The sequence below is a fragment of the Streptomyces vietnamensis genome (assembly GCF_000830005.1).
In the GTDB taxonomy this organism is placed as follows: Bacteria; Actinomycetota; Actinomycetes; order Streptomycetales; family Streptomycetaceae; genus Streptomyces; species Streptomyces vietnamensis.
In genome coordinates, this window is record NZ_CP010407.1 from 4,717,285 (window position 1) to 4,732,293 (window position 15,009).

At 70.6% G+C, this 15,009-nt stretch carries 20 protein-coding genes; 12 read left to right on the forward strand and 8 right to left on the reverse strand.

Going from position 1 to position 15,009, the window contains the following annotated elements; all coding sequences use genetic code 11:
- Nucleotides 1-117: 117 nt before the first annotated feature.
- The 5 genes from SVTN_RS21165 to SVTN_RS21185 all read left to right on the forward strand — a co-directional run bounded on the left by SVTN_RS21165 (nt 118) and on the right by SVTN_RS21185 (nt 4,580).
- Entirely contained in the window at nt 118-783 is a 666-nt protein-coding gene (locus SVTN_RS21165; RefSeq protein WP_041130513.1) for a DUF4097 family beta strand repeat-containing protein, read from the forward strand.
- A 44-nt stretch (nt 784-827) separates the two neighbouring features.
- Nucleotides 828-1,796 (forward strand): daunorubicin resistance protein DrrA family ABC transporter ATP-binding protein, encoded by a 969-nt coding sequence (locus SVTN_RS21170; RefSeq protein ID WP_041130514.1) that lies wholly within the window; start codon nt 828-830, stop codon nt 1,794-1,796.
- A complete protein-coding gene (locus SVTN_RS21175; protein ID WP_041130515.1) occupies nt 1,793-2,578 on the forward strand; it encodes an ABC transporter permease in 786 nt (261 codons plus the stop codon). The genes SVTN_RS21170 and SVTN_RS21175 overlap by 4 nt, the downstream gene beginning before the upstream one ends.
- A gap of 126 nt (nt 2,579-2,704) precedes the next feature.
- Nucleotides 2,705-3,301 (forward strand): TetR/AcrR family transcriptional regulator, encoded by a 597-nt coding sequence (locus SVTN_RS21180; RefSeq protein ID WP_041130516.1) that lies wholly within the window; start codon nt 2,705-2,707, stop codon nt 3,299-3,301.
- Between the two features lie 100 nt (nt 3,302-3,401).
- A complete protein-coding gene (locus tag SVTN_RS21185; protein WP_041130517.1) occupies nt 3,402-4,580 on the forward strand; it encodes an MFS transporter in 1,179 nt (392 codons plus the stop codon).
- 128 nt (nt 4,581-4,708) lie between these two features.
- Here the strand turns inward: SVTN_RS21185 and SVTN_RS21190 are convergent, their stop codons facing one another.
- The 5 genes from SVTN_RS21190 to SVTN_RS21210 all read right to left on the reverse strand — a co-directional run bounded on the left by SVTN_RS21190 (nt 4,709) and on the right by SVTN_RS21210 (nt 8,655).
- Complete coding sequence (locus tag SVTN_RS21190; RefSeq protein ID WP_078908776.1) at nt 4,709-5,575, reverse strand: alpha/beta hydrolase family protein; 867 nt, start codon at nt 5,573-5,575, stop codon at nt 4,709-4,711.
- A 43-nt stretch (nt 5,576-5,618) separates the two neighbouring features.
- The gene (locus SVTN_RS21195) at nt 5,619-5,966 is read right to left on the reverse strand and encodes a hypothetical protein (RefSeq protein ID WP_041130519.1); all 348 of its coding nucleotides are present in this window, start codon (nt 5,964-5,966) and stop codon (nt 5,619-5,621) included.
- A 38-nt stretch (nt 5,967-6,004) separates the two neighbouring features.
- Nucleotides 6,005-6,898 carry a hypothetical protein gene (locus SVTN_RS21200; protein ID WP_052499231.1) on the reverse strand — a complete coding sequence of 298 codons (894 nt, stop codon included), beginning with the start codon at nt 6,896-6,898 and terminating at the stop codon, nt 6,005-6,007.
- A 159-nt stretch (nt 6,899-7,057) separates the two neighbouring features.
- Nucleotides 7,058-7,909, reverse strand: coding sequence for a helix-turn-helix domain-containing protein (locus SVTN_RS21205; protein WP_041130520.1), 852 nt, complete (start codon nt 7,907-7,909; stop codon nt 7,058-7,060).
- Nucleotides 7,909-8,655 carry a DUF6879 family protein gene (locus SVTN_RS21210; protein ID WP_041130521.1) on the reverse strand — a complete coding sequence of 249 codons (747 nt, stop codon included), beginning with the start codon at nt 8,653-8,655 and terminating at the stop codon, nt 7,909-7,911. The genes SVTN_RS21205 and SVTN_RS21210 overlap by 1 nt, the downstream gene beginning before the upstream one ends.
- A 172-nt stretch (nt 8,656-8,827) precedes the next feature.
- Here SVTN_RS21210 and SVTN_RS21215 point away from each other — a divergent pair, with 172 nt between their 5' ends.
- Entirely contained in the window at nt 8,828-9,031 is a 204-nt protein-coding gene (locus tag SVTN_RS21215) for a hypothetical protein (RefSeq protein WP_041130522.1), read from the forward strand.
- 62 nt (nt 9,032-9,093) lie between these two features.
- On the opposite strand, the gene SVTN_RS21220 is transcribed toward SVTN_RS21215, so the two are convergent.
- Together SVTN_RS21220 and SVTN_RS21225 are read right to left on the reverse strand one after the other, a co-directional pair.
- The gene (locus tag SVTN_RS21220; RefSeq protein ID WP_041130523.1) at nt 9,094-9,519 is read right to left on the reverse strand and encodes a DUF4267 domain-containing protein; all 426 of its coding nucleotides are present in this window, start codon (nt 9,517-9,519) and stop codon (nt 9,094-9,096) included.
- Between the two features lie 75 nt (nt 9,520-9,594).
- Nucleotides 9,595-10,041, reverse strand: a complete 447-nt coding sequence (locus SVTN_RS21225; protein ID WP_041130524.1) for an anthrone oxygenase family protein — start codon at nt 10,039-10,041, stop codon at nt 9,595-9,597.
- A 90-nt stretch (nt 10,042-10,131) separates the two neighbouring features.
- Between SVTN_RS21225 and SVTN_RS21230 the strand changes: the two genes are divergently transcribed.
- From SVTN_RS21230 to SVTN_RS21245, 4 genes are all read left to right on the forward strand, one after another.
- Nucleotides 10,132-10,710 (forward strand): TetR/AcrR family transcriptional regulator, encoded by a 579-nt coding sequence (locus SVTN_RS21230; protein ID WP_041130525.1) that lies wholly within the window; start codon nt 10,132-10,134, stop codon nt 10,708-10,710.
- A 299-nt stretch (nt 10,711-11,009) separates the two neighbouring features.
- Nucleotides 11,010-12,227 (forward strand): NAD(P)/FAD-dependent oxidoreductase, encoded by a 1,218-nt coding sequence (locus SVTN_RS21235; RefSeq protein WP_041130526.1) that lies wholly within the window; start codon nt 11,010-11,012, stop codon nt 12,225-12,227.
- A gap of 18 nt (nt 12,228-12,245) precedes the next feature.
- Nucleotides 12,246-13,208 (forward strand): sigma-70 family RNA polymerase sigma factor, encoded by a 963-nt coding sequence (locus SVTN_RS21240; RefSeq protein WP_174518273.1) that lies wholly within the window; start codon nt 12,246-12,248, stop codon nt 13,206-13,208.
- 186 nt (nt 13,209-13,394) lie between these two features.
- Nucleotides 13,395-13,679, forward strand: a complete 285-nt coding sequence (locus tag SVTN_RS21245; RefSeq protein WP_041130528.1) for a hypothetical protein — start codon at nt 13,395-13,397, stop codon at nt 13,677-13,679.
- Here the strand turns inward: SVTN_RS21245 and SVTN_RS44340 are convergent.
- Nucleotides 13,669-13,833: a hypothetical protein gene (locus tag SVTN_RS44340; protein WP_159026487.1), complete on the reverse strand. Its 165-nt coding sequence runs from the start codon at nt 13,831-13,833 to the stop codon at nt 13,669-13,671. The two genes, SVTN_RS21245 and SVTN_RS44340, sit on opposite strands and share 11 nt — an antisense overlap.
- On the opposite strand from SVTN_RS44340, the gene SVTN_RS21250 reads away from it, so the two are divergent.
- Entirely contained in the window at nt 13,823-14,143 is a 321-nt protein-coding gene (locus SVTN_RS21250) for a DUF2087 domain-containing protein (RefSeq protein WP_245727605.1), read from the forward strand. The two genes, SVTN_RS44340 and SVTN_RS21250, sit on opposite strands and share 11 nt — an antisense overlap.
- The gene (locus SVTN_RS21255) at nt 14,140-14,769 is read left to right on the forward strand and encodes a LysE/ArgO family amino acid transporter (RefSeq protein WP_041130529.1); all 630 of its coding nucleotides are present in this window, start codon (nt 14,140-14,142) and stop codon (nt 14,767-14,769) included. The genes SVTN_RS21250 and SVTN_RS21255 overlap by 4 nt, the downstream gene beginning before the upstream one ends.
- Nucleotides 14,770-15,009 lie beyond the last annotated feature (240 nt).

Genomic DNA, 15,009 nt, shown 5'->3' on the forward strand with positions numbered 1-15,009 from the left:
GTAGATCCTGTTTTCACGCAATGAAGTGCTTGCCGGAGTCTCGAACGCAACGTAGCTTTTCCTTCATCGGAAAGAGCGAGGCGAACAAGCGCCCGCTCCACACGAAGGAGAAGCACCATGCAGAACTTCGCCACCCCCGCCGCCATCGTCGCCACCTTCGCCGTCCCCGCCGGCCGCATCCACCTCATCGCCGCCGACCGCACCGACACCACCGTCGAGGTCCTGCCGGCCGACCCCTCCAAGAGCCGCGACGTGAAGACGGCCGAGGAGACCGAAGTCGCCTACGCCGACGGTGTCCTGCGCATCGAGGTCCCGAAGCCGAAGAACCGGATCCTCGGACACGCCGGCGCCATCGAGGTGACGGTCCAGCTCCCGGCCGGCTCCCGGATCGAGGCCCAGGCCGCCGCCGCCGAACTCCGCGCCGTGGGCCGGCTCGGCGACGTCGCCTTCGAGGGCGCGTACAGCCGGATCAAGGTCGACGAGGCCGCGACCCTCCGCCTCACCGCGGTCGACGGCGACGTCGAGGTCGGCCGCCTGGCCGGCTCCGCCGAGATCAGCACCGCACGGGGTGACATCCGCATCGCCGAGGCGGTGGGCGGCTCGGTCGTCCTGAACACCCAGATGGGCGACATCACGGTCGGCGCCGCGGCGGGCGTCTCCGCCTCCCTGGACGCCGGTACGGCCTACGGCCGGGTCGCCAACTCCCTGAAGAACGACGGCGCTCCGGGCCTGATCATCCAGGCGACGACGGCGTACGGCGACATCGCGGCCCGCAGCCTGTAACCCACCCCCTCGTTCCGACCCGCAGCCTCCAAGGAGCACGCACCATGACCACCCAGGCCATCGCAGCGAACGGGCTGCGGAAGTCCTACGGCGACAAGGTCGTCCTCGACGGCATCGACCTGACCGTCCCCGAGGGCTCGATCTTCGCCCTGCTCGGCCCGAACGGCGCGGGCAAGACGACCGCCGTGAAGATCCTGTCCACCCTCATCACCGCCGACGGCGGCCAGGCCCGGGTGGCGGGCCACGACCTCACGGCCGAAGCACAGTCCGTCCGGGCCGCGATCGGCGTGACGGGCCAGTTCTCCGCGGTCGACGGCCTGATCACGGGCGAGGAGAACATGCTCCTGATGGCGGACCTGAACCACCTCTCCAAGCAGGAGGGCCGCCGGGTCACCGCCGAACTCCTGGAGCGCTTCGACCTGACGGAGGCGGCCAAGAAGCCGGCCTCCACGTACTCCGGCGGCATGAAACGCCGCCTGGACATCGCCATGACCCTGGTCGGCAGCCCGCGGATCATCTTCCTCGACGAGCCGACCACCGGCCTGGACCCGCGCTCCCGGCACAACATGTGGCAGATCATCCGCGAGCTGGTCTCCGACGGCGTGACGGTCTTCCTCACCACCCAGTACCTGGAGGAGGCCGACCAGCTCGCCGACCGCATCGCGGTCCTCAACAACGGCAAGATCGCGGCGGAGGGCACGGCGGAGGAACTCAAGCGCCTGATCCCCGGCGGCCACGTGAGACTGAGGTTCTCCGCCCCGGACGCCTACCGCACCGCCGCATCGGCTCTGGCGGACGCGGCCCGGGACGACGAGGCCCTCGCCCTCCAGCTCCCGAGCGACGGAAGCCAGCGCGAACTGCGCGCGATCCTCGACCGGTTGGACACGGCCGGCATCGAGGCGGACGAACTCACGGTCCACACGCCGGACCTGGACGACGTCTTCTTCGCCCTCACCGCCACCGCCACCACCACCGCCACCGTCCCCGCCCAGCAGAAGGAGTCCGCCCGATGAGCACCCTGTCCCTCGCCGTCCGCGACACGTCGACGATGCTGCGCCGCAACCTGCTGCACGCGAGGCGCTACCCGTCCCTGACCCTGAACCTCCTGCTCACCCCGATCATGCTGCTCCTGCTGTTCGTCTACATCTTCGGCGACACGATGAGCGCGGGCATGGGCGGCGGGGACCGCTCGGACTACATCGCGTACCTGGTCCCGGGCCTGCTCCTGATGACGATCGGCTCGACGACGATCGGCACGGCGGTCTCCGTCTCGAACGACATGACGGAGGGCATCATCGCCCGCTTCCGCACGATGGCGATCCACCGCGGCTCGGTCATCACGGGCCACGTCATCGGCAGCGTGCTCCAGTCGGTGATCAGCGTGGTCCTGGTGGGCGCGGTGGGAGTGGCGATCGGCTTCCGCTCGACGGATGCGACGGCCCTGGAGTGGCTGGCGGCCTTCGGCCTCCTGGTCCTCTTCGCCACGGCCCTGACCTGGATCGCGGTCGGCATGGGCATGGTCAGCCCGAACGCGGAGGCGGCCAGCAACAACGCGATGCCGCTGATCTTCCTGCCGCTGATCTCCAGCACCTTCGTCCCGGTCGACCAGATGCCCGGCTGGTTCCAGCCGATCGCCGAGTACCAGCCCTTCACCCCGGCCATCGAAACCCTCCGCGGCCTGCTCCTGGGCACCGAGATCGGCCACAACGGCTGGCTGGCCCTGGCCTGGTGCCTCGCCCTGACCACCCTCGGCTACTTCTGGTCGAAGGCGGTGTTCAACCGAGACCCCAAGTAGAAACCGTGAGCCCTCTCCGAAGGCCCGTCCCCACCACCCCACCGGGTGGCCGGCGACGGGCCTTCGCGCTGTCCCGCACCGGGAGACGTATTGCAACGGCCGATCCAAAACGGCTAGTCTCGCACCATGGCCCGACCGCGGATGTTCGATGAGGAACGGGCCCTGGACGCGGCGATGCACACGTTCTGGGAGAAGGGCTACGACGCCACTTCCACCCAGGACCTGTGTGAGGCCACGGGCCTGGGGCGCAGCAGTATCTACAACACGTTCAAGAGCAAGCGCGACCTGTTCGAGCGCGCTCTGGCCCACTACATCGACACCATGACGACCGCCCAGCTGGCCGTCCTGGAGGACTCCCGGCAGAGCGCCGCCGACCGTATCCGCGCCTTGTTCGCCATGGTCGTCGACGGCGAGACCGAACACCGAGCCGGCGGCCGCGGCCTGGGCTGCCTGACCGTGAACACCACGGTCGAGCCGGCCGCTCAGGGCGGCCGGGCGGCGGGAATGCTGGAGCGCGACACGGCCCGCAGGCTCGCCGTGTTGCGTGCGGTGATCGAGGAGGGGCGCCGGGACGGCAGTGTCACCTCCCGGCGGGACGCCGAAGCGCTGGCCCGCTTCATCAACGCGGCGATCGGCGGCATGCGCATCTCCAGTCAGGGCGGCGCGGATCGTGCTGCGCTGGAGTCGATCGCCGAAGTGGCCCTGGACGCACTGACCTTCTAGCCGTCCGACCCGAGCCGTCCCCGCGGGGGCCTGCCCGTACCCATGTTTTGAACTGATCGATCCATAACCCTTCGTCGCCCAGCCCCAAGGAGACCGAACCGTGCCCCGCGCCGTATACGTCCTGGCACTCGGCATCTTCGCGATGGTGACCAGTGAGTTCGTGGTCGCCGGACTGATGCCGCAGATGGCCGACGGCCTGAACGTCACCATCCCGCAGATCGGATACCTCATCACCGCGTTCGCGGTGGCCATGGCGGCGGGTGGGCCGTTCCTCACCGTGGCGGTCATGAAACTTCCCTCACGGACGGCACTGATGGTGCTGTTCGCCGTCTTCCTGGCGGGCAACGTCCTCGCTGCCACAGCGACCGGCTACTCCACGATGATGGCCGCGCGCATCATCACCGGCATCGCCTCCCAGGCCTTCTTCGGCGTGGGCATCTCGATGTGCGCACAGATCACCCGCCCCGAAGTCCGCGGTCGCGCGATGGCGGTCGCCATGAACGGCCTCATGCTCGGCACCCTCCTCGGACTTCCCCTCTCCACCCTGGTCGGCGAACGGTTCGGCTGGCGGGCGGCGTTCTGGACCATCACCGGACTCACCGTGATCGCTGCCGTGACGACCCTGCTCGGCGTGCCCCGCATCGAGCGAGCCGGGGACGGCGGCGGATTCCGGCAGGAGGCCGGCGTCTTCAGGAAGCCCAAGCTGTGGCTGGTGCTGTCCACCAGCACGCTCATCATCGGGGCCACCTTCTCGGCCTTCAGCTACTTCAACCCGATCCTCACGGGACTCGCAGGTTTCTCCACCGGCACCGTCCCCTTGCTGCTGATCGCGTACGGTGCCGCCACCGTCGTCGGCAACAACGTCGTCGGTCGCTTCGCCGACCGTCACACCGTCCCGGTGCTGGCCGTGGGCCTGGTCCTCAACACCGTGTTCCTGGCCGGCTTCGCACTCCTCGCCGACCTGCCCGCACCGGCCGTGGTCTGCATGATGGGCGTCGGCCTGGTCGGCGTCACCATGAACCCGGCGATGGCGACCCGCGTCCAGCGCACCGGCAACGCCGGCCCGCTGGTCAACACCGTCCACTCCTCCTTCATCACCCTCGGCATCATCCTCGGCTCCTCCATCGGCGCCGTGGCGATCGAGACCTGGGGCCTGCGCGCCCCGCTCTGGCTCGGTGCGACCCTGGCCCTGGCGGGCCTGACCACGGTCCTGCCCGACCTCACCCGCCGAGCCGGGACCTCGCCGAGCCGGGACCTTGACGACCCGGTGAGCGGGTGATCGGTGATCGGTGATCGGTGGCCCGTGACCCGAACGGCCCGGCCTCGATGCAGGATGGGCGCGTGCTTCCTCCCCGATTGCTGTGGCGCGATCCGCTGGTCCTGCCCCATCCTCGAACGGGCCGAGGTTCAGGCAAGGTGCTGCTCGAAGAAGGTGGCAGCCTCCCTGCCCACCCGTGCTCGGACGCCGGCTCTGGCGGGTTCCGGCATGAAGAAGTCCTCGTGGCGGACGTCGGGGCCGGCTGAGCAGCCACTTGCCCCGGGGATGTGGTCCAGGTACGGCCGGGTGTCGATCTCGTAGGGGTTGACGGTGTCCGCTCCACCCCAGCGGATGCCCACCGGCACTTGTACAGTTGCCAGGCTCTCTCGGGTCACGAGACCGCCGACTCCGGGGGCCACTTGGAAGACCGCCCGGACTCGAGGATCCGAGAAGTCTGCCCCGGCGCCGTTGAGCACGTGCCGCAACGACTCGTCCAGCGGGTACTTCTTCTTGAGCGCCTCCAGTGCGCCGGGGAACTCAGGAATCTCCGGCAGGGGAACCGCACCCGTCATCACCGCCCACAGAACCTGCGGATCGACACGAACACCGGCGAGTGCCACCGCCGTATAGCCGCCCAGGGAGAAACCCGCCACACCGATCGGTCCGATGGGCTGCTCGCCAGCAAGCACGTCGAGGACGAAGGAAACGTCGCGAGGCCGTTCCCATACGTGCAGAAAGCCTTCCGGCTCGTAGCCGTCGATGAAGTTGTTGCCGTGGTGGTCCAGGGCCACGACGCGGAAACCTGCCTCGTGCAGTGGGCCCACCAGCCACTCCATATTGCTGCCGGAGCCTCCGGTGCCGTGCGAGACGACGACCAGTGGAGCGGGGAGAGCAGGCAGGCGGTCCGGTTCCCACAGGTAGATACGGACGGGTCGCGGACGAGCCGGATCCCGCAGGTCACTGCGGGACTCGTCGTACAGGACGCGTATCAGTGGCTGCGGCCCGGAGATCGTCATGGCGACATCGTAGGTTCGGCCCGAACGAGGGCCAGGGCCGAACCTAGGCTGCCGCATCCAGAACGTCGGCCCGTCGTTCAAGATCGGCGGCGATGTCGTCCCAGTCGGGTCCGTGAAGATAAAGGCTGCCCGCTGCCTCCCTCATCAGCGCCGGTTCGTCCGGCCGTTGAAGGAGGACGAGTCGATACGCGAGGTTACGGATCCGCACGGGCAGGTACCCGTCGACCAAGTTCGGGCACAGTTCCCGCAGCATGGCCAGGATCGCGTCGGCGTCGGCGAACGTCAGCTCCTCGATGAAGAAGTCCTCATCGTGCTGACGGTCGCACGGCGGCGTCGGCCGGTACTCGTCCCCGAAAAGGCATCGGGCGTGATCCGTCAGGGTGGCGTGCATGGACCCGAGCGTACGAGGCGATGATCCGCCGAACACCCCTAGGCGACGTACGGACCCGCAGTGTCGTCGACGGTCTGCGGTACGCAGGCGGCGCAGTGCGTCTCGTCGCCGAGGGGCCGGAACAGTGTCGTCTGGGTATGGCGACCGGCGCACTCACGGGCACCTTCGAGGCGGGCGGAGATCCGCGGCCCGGAGGAGACCAGGGAGGGCAGCTCGCGGCGGGGTACGTCGCGCAGGAGGTAGCGGACGAGGCCGCCGGGCCGGTGTACGGGGGTCGCGGCGCCGGGAAGGCCGCGCAGGATGTGTTCGTGGACGTCGGTGGAGGTGTGGCCGGCGTCGAGCCAGCGGGCGGCGAGGTGGGCGAGTTCGTCGCGCATGCCGGGCGGGATGTGGCGGAGGGTGGGGGAGAGGAGGGGGAGTGCGCCGACGAGGGCGCGGGCGTCGTCAAGACGAGGCGACGCCTCCTCCGTGGCTTCCGGGGGAAGGTTGGAGGTGTCCTCCTGGCGGTCTTTCTTTGGATGACCGCCGGTCGGCGGGGCCGTCGGCTGACCGACGGCCGGTTTCCGGGGAGTCGGTGCGGCCTGGGAAGACGCGGGTACGGGTTCCCGGGCGAGGAGTTTGGCGGCCTGGTCGGCGGTCAACGGGGTGCTGGAGACGAGCTGTTGGGTGGACCAATGTCCGCCGGGTCCCTGGACCCGCCGTTCGTGGACGAAGCCTTCCTCCTTGAGCTGACGCTTGGCGCGGATGAAGGCGGATCCCCCGATCCGGGCGCGTTCGGCGGTGCGGGAGAGGGATTCGCGGGCGCCGTGGGGGAGGGAGAGCTGCCAGGTCAGGAGGCGGACGGCGTCGGAGGAGAGCCGGGGATGCCGGATGATGTCGTGCGAGAACTGGGTGAAGCCGCGCGAGGGCGCGTTAAAGTGCCGGTAGATCACGGTGTGGAGTCGCTTTCCACTAGTGGTTCAGGCCCTCGCCGATGGGTGCGAACCATCGACGGGGGCCGTTTTGCGTGAACGTACAGCGCAAACCGTGTCCAGACCGACACACCGCACGAAGAACCCCCGTACGAGTGAAGCGCCCTCCGGCTCCGGCCGTCAGCGGGAACCCAGTTCGCGCCGCGCCGAGTTGATGACGTTGTTGGCGTCGGCCCCGTACACCGCCGACTCGCGAAGGGTCTTCCAGACCTTCCGGTACAAGGCGATGTTGTCGGCGTCGTCCAGCCACAGCTCGGCGTGCCAGTCCTCCGCGACCACCAGCCGGTCGTCCAGGACCCAGAAGCCGTTGGCGGGGACGATCTTCATCGGTGCCGTGAACGGCACGACGCCCAGCTCGACCGTGTCCATGCCGATCATGCCGGTGAGGCGGTCGAGCTGGGCGGCCAGCACGGAGGGCGGGCAGATCAGCGAGCGCAACGCGGCCTCCCACATCAGTACGCGCAGCTTGCGGCCGGGCTGGTACAGCCACTCCTGGCGCTGGGCGCGAGCGCGTACGGCGTCCTCGACGCCCTTGGTGACGTTCAGCAGGTCCGCGTACCGCTGGACGACGTGGCGCGCGTACTCGGGGGTCTGCATCAGCCCGGGGACCACGGCCTCTTCCCACACCCAGATGTTCGAGGTGCGGTTGATCTCGGCGGTGAGCCCCTCGTTCATGGGCTTGAAGCCGTTCGCCAGAGCCCTGCGCCATGACCGGATGTGCGACTCGAATCCGGCCAGCCTGGCGGCCAGTTCCGGGTACGCGTCCGGCTGCTCGGTCGCGTCGGCCCACGCCCGCAGGTCCTCGGGTGAGGCCGTCTGTTTCCCGTTCTCCAGCTTGCTGACCTTGGAGCCCTGCCAGCCGAGCCGCCGGGCGAGTTGCTGGCCCGTCAGCCGACCACCAGGGCACGAGAAACGCAGTTCACGCAGCCGCGCGCCCAACGCCTCCCGTGCCTGCTGGTAGTCGGTAGCCACTAGTCGGTCGCAGCCACCTGCGCGGCGAACCGGTCGTACGGCACGGCGTGGTGCATGGCCGCGTCACGGGCGACGCAGTACCGGACGACCGCCGCCGGTTCGGTGATCAGCTCGATGCCGAGCATGTTGTCCTCGTCGTCGAAGTGGAGCAGGGCGACGATCCGCGAGTCGAAGATCCAGAAGTCCTCGGCGGGCAGGCCGGCCGCGTCCTCGCGCCACAGGTAGCGGATGTCCTCGCCGGAGGCCGCGTTGTGCCGGGAGTAGTCGAGCAGGAACAGCTGCTCGGTGGTCGGCGGGCGGTCGGCGATCCGGACCCGGCCGACCGTCTTGCCCGCGTCCACCTGGGCGCGGATGTTCACGAACCAGGGCTCGGTGGGGTCGCAGGGCGAGGAGCCGGTGGCCAGGAACGCCTGATAGTCGGGGTCCTGTCGGTCCGACGCGTAGCCGCGCCGCGTCTCCAGCCGCCAGGCGGTGTGCTCGAAGGTCTCGAAGAGACGGCGGAAGGTGTCCCGGTCGACCAGCTCCGGCACGCGCTTCATCTCCTTCGGCGCCCAGTTCACGAGCAGTTCGCGCGGCACGGCCACCGCCGCCTCGTCCGGCCCGAAGTGCTGGAGCTGCGCGAGATCTGCCGGGTCGGTGATGGGCGTGCCTTGAACGATGATCTCGCCGGTGCCCTCGTCCGTGTGCAGGGCGGGGCAGCCGTCGATCTTGCTGTCGGTACCGGTGAAGCGCAACTGGCGTGCCATGGGCGCTCTCCCTTCCAGGGGTGTCGATCCAACAGCCTGGTCGGCGGTCCGGCTCGGCACTACGGTTTCAGCCGGAGTCCAGGAGAAAACACGAGCAACCCGGTCCACCTGTCGAGCAAATACGAGAAAACAGCGTACCGCCGAGCAAACCCTCATCCCTAGCGTCGAGTTCATGACGACGAAGGAACTGCACGAGGTGGACCCGTTCGTATCGATGGAGTCCCTGCGGGAAGCGCTGGCCGGGGTCGGGGTCGTCCTGCCGTCGCTGGGAGTCGACCTCGGGTCTCCGGCCTTGAAGCTCGTGGAGCTGGGCCGGGTGCGCGCCGACGTGGCTGCCCGGCTGGCCGAAGCGCTCCGGCGGGGGGCTGCGGGGTGACCCGGCTTCGCGGGCTTCTGGGGGTGGTGGCGAGGCCGGCCAACCGAGTGGCGACGTCCGCTCTAGGCGGGCTGCGGGGCGGGCGCCCCCTGAGCGGTCGCGGCCTTGCGGGTCTCGCGCAGGATCAGCAGGCCGTTGACCACCATCGCCGTCGCGGTCAGGCAGTGGACGCCGAACGCGATGGCCACGGAGCCGTGGTGGGCCAGCACGTTGGCCATGTCGCCGTACGCGGCGAAGGCCTCCACCAGCAGCGCCCAGCCCAGTGCCCGGCGGTGGCCCGTCACCAGCAGGACGCCCAGGACCAGGGCCAGGACGACGTCGCGGATTCCCTTGACGACCAGGAAGCCGTCGCCGTCGCCGGACGGCCAGGTCGGCAGGCCGTAGCCCGGCGCGACCGTCTCCGGGCTCAGGATGTACTCCGTCCCGAACCAGAGGATGAAGAGGATGAAGGCGGCGGCCAGGACGGTGTTGATCTTCTTCAGCGACACGGTTCTTCTCCTTGCGAGTCTTCGTCGGCTTGGTGGGCTTCGTGGAGCTTGCGGAGACGGATGGGGCCCGAGGCCTCAGACGAGGGCGGTGACCAGCAGGGTGAAGGCGGCGATGATGACGGCGACGCGGGCGTAGTGGTAGCGCTCCCAGCGGCGCAGCTGCTCCTTCCAGTCGGCGGGCCGGTTCTCGGGGGTCCAGGTCTTGTTCCGGTTGTTGATCGGGACGAGCAGCAGCACCGACATGAGCACGCTGACGACGAGCAGTCCGGCGGCGGTGACGACGAGGCCGACGCCCTGGTCGTGCCATCCGGCGACGGCCCAGACGGCGGCGAGGACGAGCGAGCCGATGTACCAGAACGGCATCAGGGCGCCGAGCATCCGGCCGCCGTGGGCGTGGCCGAGCTGGCGGCTGTCCTCGGGGAGCGCGTCGAGGATCCGGTTGATGACGAAGAGGACGGAGAACTCCACCCCCACCATCAGGCCGACGGTGACGGTGGTGAAGACCTGCAGTGCGCTGAGCATGACGCCCCTCCCGGGATCTAGCGTTGCTAGCTGATGAGGCAACGCTAGTACTGCTGCCGCTCGATTGTCTAGCGGTGCTAGGATCGAATCATGTCGGTACAGGAACGCAAGCAGCGCGAACGGGCGGACCGCGAACGCCTCATCGTGGCCACCGCCCGTGAACTCGCCGAGCAGCAGGGCTGGGACGCGGTCACCACCCGCCGGCTCGCCGAGCGCATCGAATACAGCCAGCCCGTCCTCTACAGCCACTTCCGCGGCAAGCGCGAGATCATCGGCGCCGTCGCCCTCCAGGGCGCCGCCGAACTGGCCGCGGCGGTACGGGTCGCGACCTCGGCCGCGGACGGCCCGCGCGCCCGGGTCGCCGCCCTGGCCCGCGCCTACCTCGACTTCGCCGCCCGCAACCCGGCGGTCTACGACGCCATCTTCCAGCTCGACGGCGGCCTGGCCTTCGCGCACGAGGACACCCCCGAACCGCTGAAGGACGCCTTCGCCGCCCTGATGGAGACCCTCGAAGAGGTCGCCGGGGACGGCGTCCACCCGGGCCTGTTCACCGAGACGTTCTGGGCGGCCCTGCACGGCCTGGCCACCCTGACCCGCGCGGGCCGGCTGCCGCCGGAGCACACCGAGTGGCGGGTGGAACTGCTGGTGGACCGGCTCGCCGCGGTGTGACACGGGGCGGGCGCGCGGTCGGGGCTCTCGGACCCCGACCGCGCGCCTTGTTCTGCTCGGCCCGCATTCGTGTCGTCTTGCCGTCTGCGCCGTCTGCGCCGTCTGCGCCGTCTGCGCCGTCTGCGCCGTCTGCGCCGTCTGCGCCGCCTCGCCGTCTGCGCCGTCTTGCCGTCGTGGGCATCGCCAGGTGGCGCCCCTGCCGTCCTGTGACCCGCATCACACGTGGTTCTTGTCAGGGATCGAGTCGCTGTTCCGCTCAAGTCACCGACAGGGAGCAAGCGAACCGACGGGAGCATCACATGAAGCACCGCATCGTCGTCCTCGGCGCCGGCTATGCCGGGGCCTACACGGCCGGGACCCTGGCCCGTCGGCTGTCCCCGGCGGACACCGAGATCACCGTGGTCAACGCCGAGCCGGACTTCGTCCAGCGGCTGCGGCTGCACCAGCTCGCGGCCGGCCAGGAGATCGAGGCCCCGAAGCTCACCGACGTCTTCGCCGGCACGGGGATACGGCTGCGCCTGGCCCGTGTCACCGCCGTCGACCCCGAGCGCCAGGTCGTCGCAGTGGCCGACGCCGACGGCGGCGGCGAGATCGGCTACGACACGCTCCTCTACGCGCTCGGCAGCCACGGCGCCGACCACGGCCTCCCCGGCGTGGCCGAGCACGCCTTCGACATCGCCAGTCGGCCCTCGGCGCTGCGCCTGCGCGAGCGCCTGGACAGCCTGAGCGGGCGGGACGAAGGCGGAAGCGTGCTGGTCGTCGGCGACGGGCTGACGGGTATCGAGACCGCCACCGAGATCGCCGAATCCCGGCCCGGCCTGTCGGTTGCGCTGGTCGCCCGTGGCGAACTGGGCGCCCGGCTCTCCGCCGGGGCCCGCGGCCACCTGCGCCGGGCCTGCGACCGGCTGGGTGTCACCGTCCTGGAGCACACCGAGGTCGAAGCCGTCGAAGCGGCGCGGGTGCTGTGCGCGGACGGCACCGCTCTGGCGTCCGACGCGACCGTGTGGACGGCCGGGTTCGCGGTCGACCCCATCGCCGCCGCCGGCGGTCTCGAGGTCACCGAGGACGGCCGGATCGTCGTCGACCGCACCATGCGGTCCGTCTCGTACCCGAACGTCTACGCCGTCGGCGACAGCGCCCATGCCGTCCGCGACAACGGCCGGCCGCTGCCGATGTCCTGCGCTTCGGCCGGCTACACCGGCATGCAGGCCACGGCCGCGATCGTCGGACGCCTGACCGGCCGGAAGGTCCCGAACACCAAGCTGGAGTACCCGGGCAACCACATCAGCCTCGGGCGGCGCGACGGAATCCTGCAGATGGTCGACGACGAAGGGCTGGCCAAGCCGAAGTACGTGGGAGGCCGGAAGGCCGCGCGGATCAAGGCAGGCATCCTCAGGATGTCGCTGTGGGCCAACTCGCACCCGACGTTCGGCCTGCCCAGGCGCAAGCACCGCCTGGCCGCCGCGGCCCCCGTGCCCGCCGCGCCGGACGTGTCCGCCGAGAAGGCGGTCGCATAGCCGCCTAGGGTGATCCGCGTGGACAGCACCGCAACCGATCGCTTCGACACCGGCCGGTTCGAGGCCAGCCGGAACCGGCTGGCCTCGCTGGCGTACCGGCTGCTGGGCTCCGCCACCGACGCCGAAGACGCCGTACAGGACACGTTCCTGCACTGGCAGGCCGCCGACCGGCAGCGGATCAAGGTGCCGGAAGCATGGCTGACCAAGGTCCTCACCAACCTGTGCCTCGACCGGCTCCGCTCGGCACAGGCCCGCCGCGAACGTACCGTCGGCGCCTGGCTGCCCGAACCGCTCCTCGACGGCGACCCGATGCTCGGCCCGGCCGACACGTTCGAGCAGCGCGAATCGGTCTCCCTGGCCGTGCTGACCGTCATGGAGCGCCTCTCACCCCTCGAACGGGCCGTCTACATCCTGCGCGAGGCGTTCTCCTACAACCACCCCGAGATCGCCGAGATCCTCGACATCACCGAGTCCGCAAGCCAGCAGCGCCTCCACCGCGCCCGCCGCCGCATCGCCGCCGCCCGCCGCGGCGGCAGTGGCGAAGTCGACCCGGCGACCGCCCGCAGGATCGTCGAGGAATTCCTCGCAGCCGCCTCCTCGGGCCGCACCGAACGGTTGGTGGCGCTGCTCACCGATGACGCGACCGCGATCTCGGACTCCAACGGCGCGGGCCCGGCCGAGAGGCTGCTGCGGTACGACACTCCGCAACGCGTCGCCGCCATGGCACGGGCCGGCTTCCGGCCCACACCCGCGAAACGGCGACTTGTCGGCGGCACGCCCGGCGTCCACTACGCCCTCGTCAACGGCGCCCCGGCCATCCTCTTCGTGCTCGGCGACCAGGTCATCGGCGCCGTGACGTTCGACATCGCAGGCGGCAGGATCGCAACCGTGCGGGGCATCGCCGCCCCCACCCGCCTCGTACGCCTCACCGGAGCCTGGCGGCAGCACGGACCGGACACGCCACTGATCAGCCAGTGGTGATCCGACGCGCCACCGCGGCCGGTCCGGCGCCCGCCAGTGCCGGGACGAGCCCCTCGCCCGTGCGGAGGTCCACGCCGATGAACCGGCCCCGCCCGGCTCGCTCGAACGGGCGCCGTCGTCGTGCGTGGGGCGGGGGCGGCTGGTCTGCTGGTCGGGATCCCTTCCCGGACGTACAGGAGCAGAGCCATGCGCAAGGGCGTCGTCGTCACCGTCGAGATTCCCGGCGGGACCCAGGAGCAGTACGAGGAGACCACGCGGCTGATCCAGGCCGCCGAGTGGTTCCCGCCGGCCGGGTTCATCGCGCACGCGTCCGGGCCGGACGGGACCGGTGGGTGGCGGATCACGGACTTCTTCGAGTCGGAGGAGGACTTCCTCGCGTTCGTGGAGAAGGCCCGGCCGATCTTCGAGCAGACCGGGACCCCGCAGATCATCCCGCGCGTGCAGCAGGCCGTGAACGTCGTCACGCGCTGAACGCGCTGAACGCGTCGAGCGTGCCGAGCGCGTCGAGCGCGTCGAGCGCGTCGAGCGCGTCGAGCGTGCCGAGCGAGCCGAACGCGTCGAGCGTGCCGAAAACCCATTGCCGGGCGGGGGTGCGGGGCGCCACGCTCTCGGGCATGACCAGCATGACCAGTCCCCCCGCCGCCCGCCCCGTCGCGGACCTGTTCTCCGCCGACGGGCGTCTCCAGGCGATCCCGCGCAGGCCCGCCCGCCGCGAGGCGCTCCTCGCGCACCTCGCCGAGACGCTGTTCGAGGCCGGCCGGACCTACCGCGAGGCCGAGGTCAACGAGGCCCTGAAGACCGTCCACGAGGACTTCTCGGCGTTGCGCCGGTATCTGGTGATCGGCGGGTTCCTCGCCCGTACGAAGGACGGCGCGGACTACCGCCGACAGCAGCAGCCCGGCTCCCCCGGAGGCGCGATCCCCGCCGTCGCGTGACGGCCGCCCTGGTGGCCGGCCTGCTGGCCGGCTACGGCATCGCGATCCCGGTCGGCGGGGTCGGCGCCTACCTCGTGGCCGTCACGGCCCGCAACGGCTGGCGTACGGGCGCCGGCGCGGCCCTCGGCGTCGCCACGGCCGACGGGGTCTACGCCCTGCTCGCCGTGGCCGGCGGCTCCGCGCTCGTCCCCGTACTCGCCCCGGTGATGACCCCGCTGCGGTGGGCGTCCGCCGTCGTGCTCGCGGTGCTCGCGGTACGGGCCGGGTGGATGGCGCTCGCCGCGTACCGTACGGGCGGGCTCGCCTCCCGCGACGACGGGGGCACGCTCACGCCGGGGCGCGCGTACCTCACCTTCCTGGGGATCACGACCCTCAACCCCATGACGGTGATCTACTTCGCCGCCCTCATCCTCGCCACGGGCCCCTCCGCGCCCGCCACCCCCGTCGACCGCACCGCCTTCGTCCTCGCCGCGCTCGTCGCCTCCGCCAGCTGGCAGCTGTTCCTCGCCCTCGGCGGCACGCTCCTCGGCCGGACCCTGACGGGCCCCCGGGGCCGCCTCGGCACGGCGCTCGCGTCGAGCACGCTGATCGTCGTCCTCGCGGTCCGGCTGGTCGTACAGGGGTGACGCGGGGCCGCCCCGAGGGGACGGCCATCAAGGGGTCCGCGTCGGCTGCTGGGGATTCAGGTGGTAACCGGTCTTCCATCAACGTCGGCCCCGGCCCCGGCCGTTCCTGTGCGTCTCCCGCCCGTCCCGTCACATCTCGGAGGCCGGAACCGGCTTGCCTTCCCCGGGGGTGACCGGCCAAGCTCCTGCGCTGACTGGCTGAATTTCGGGGGGAATCGTGGCAGGACGGGGACTCGGGGC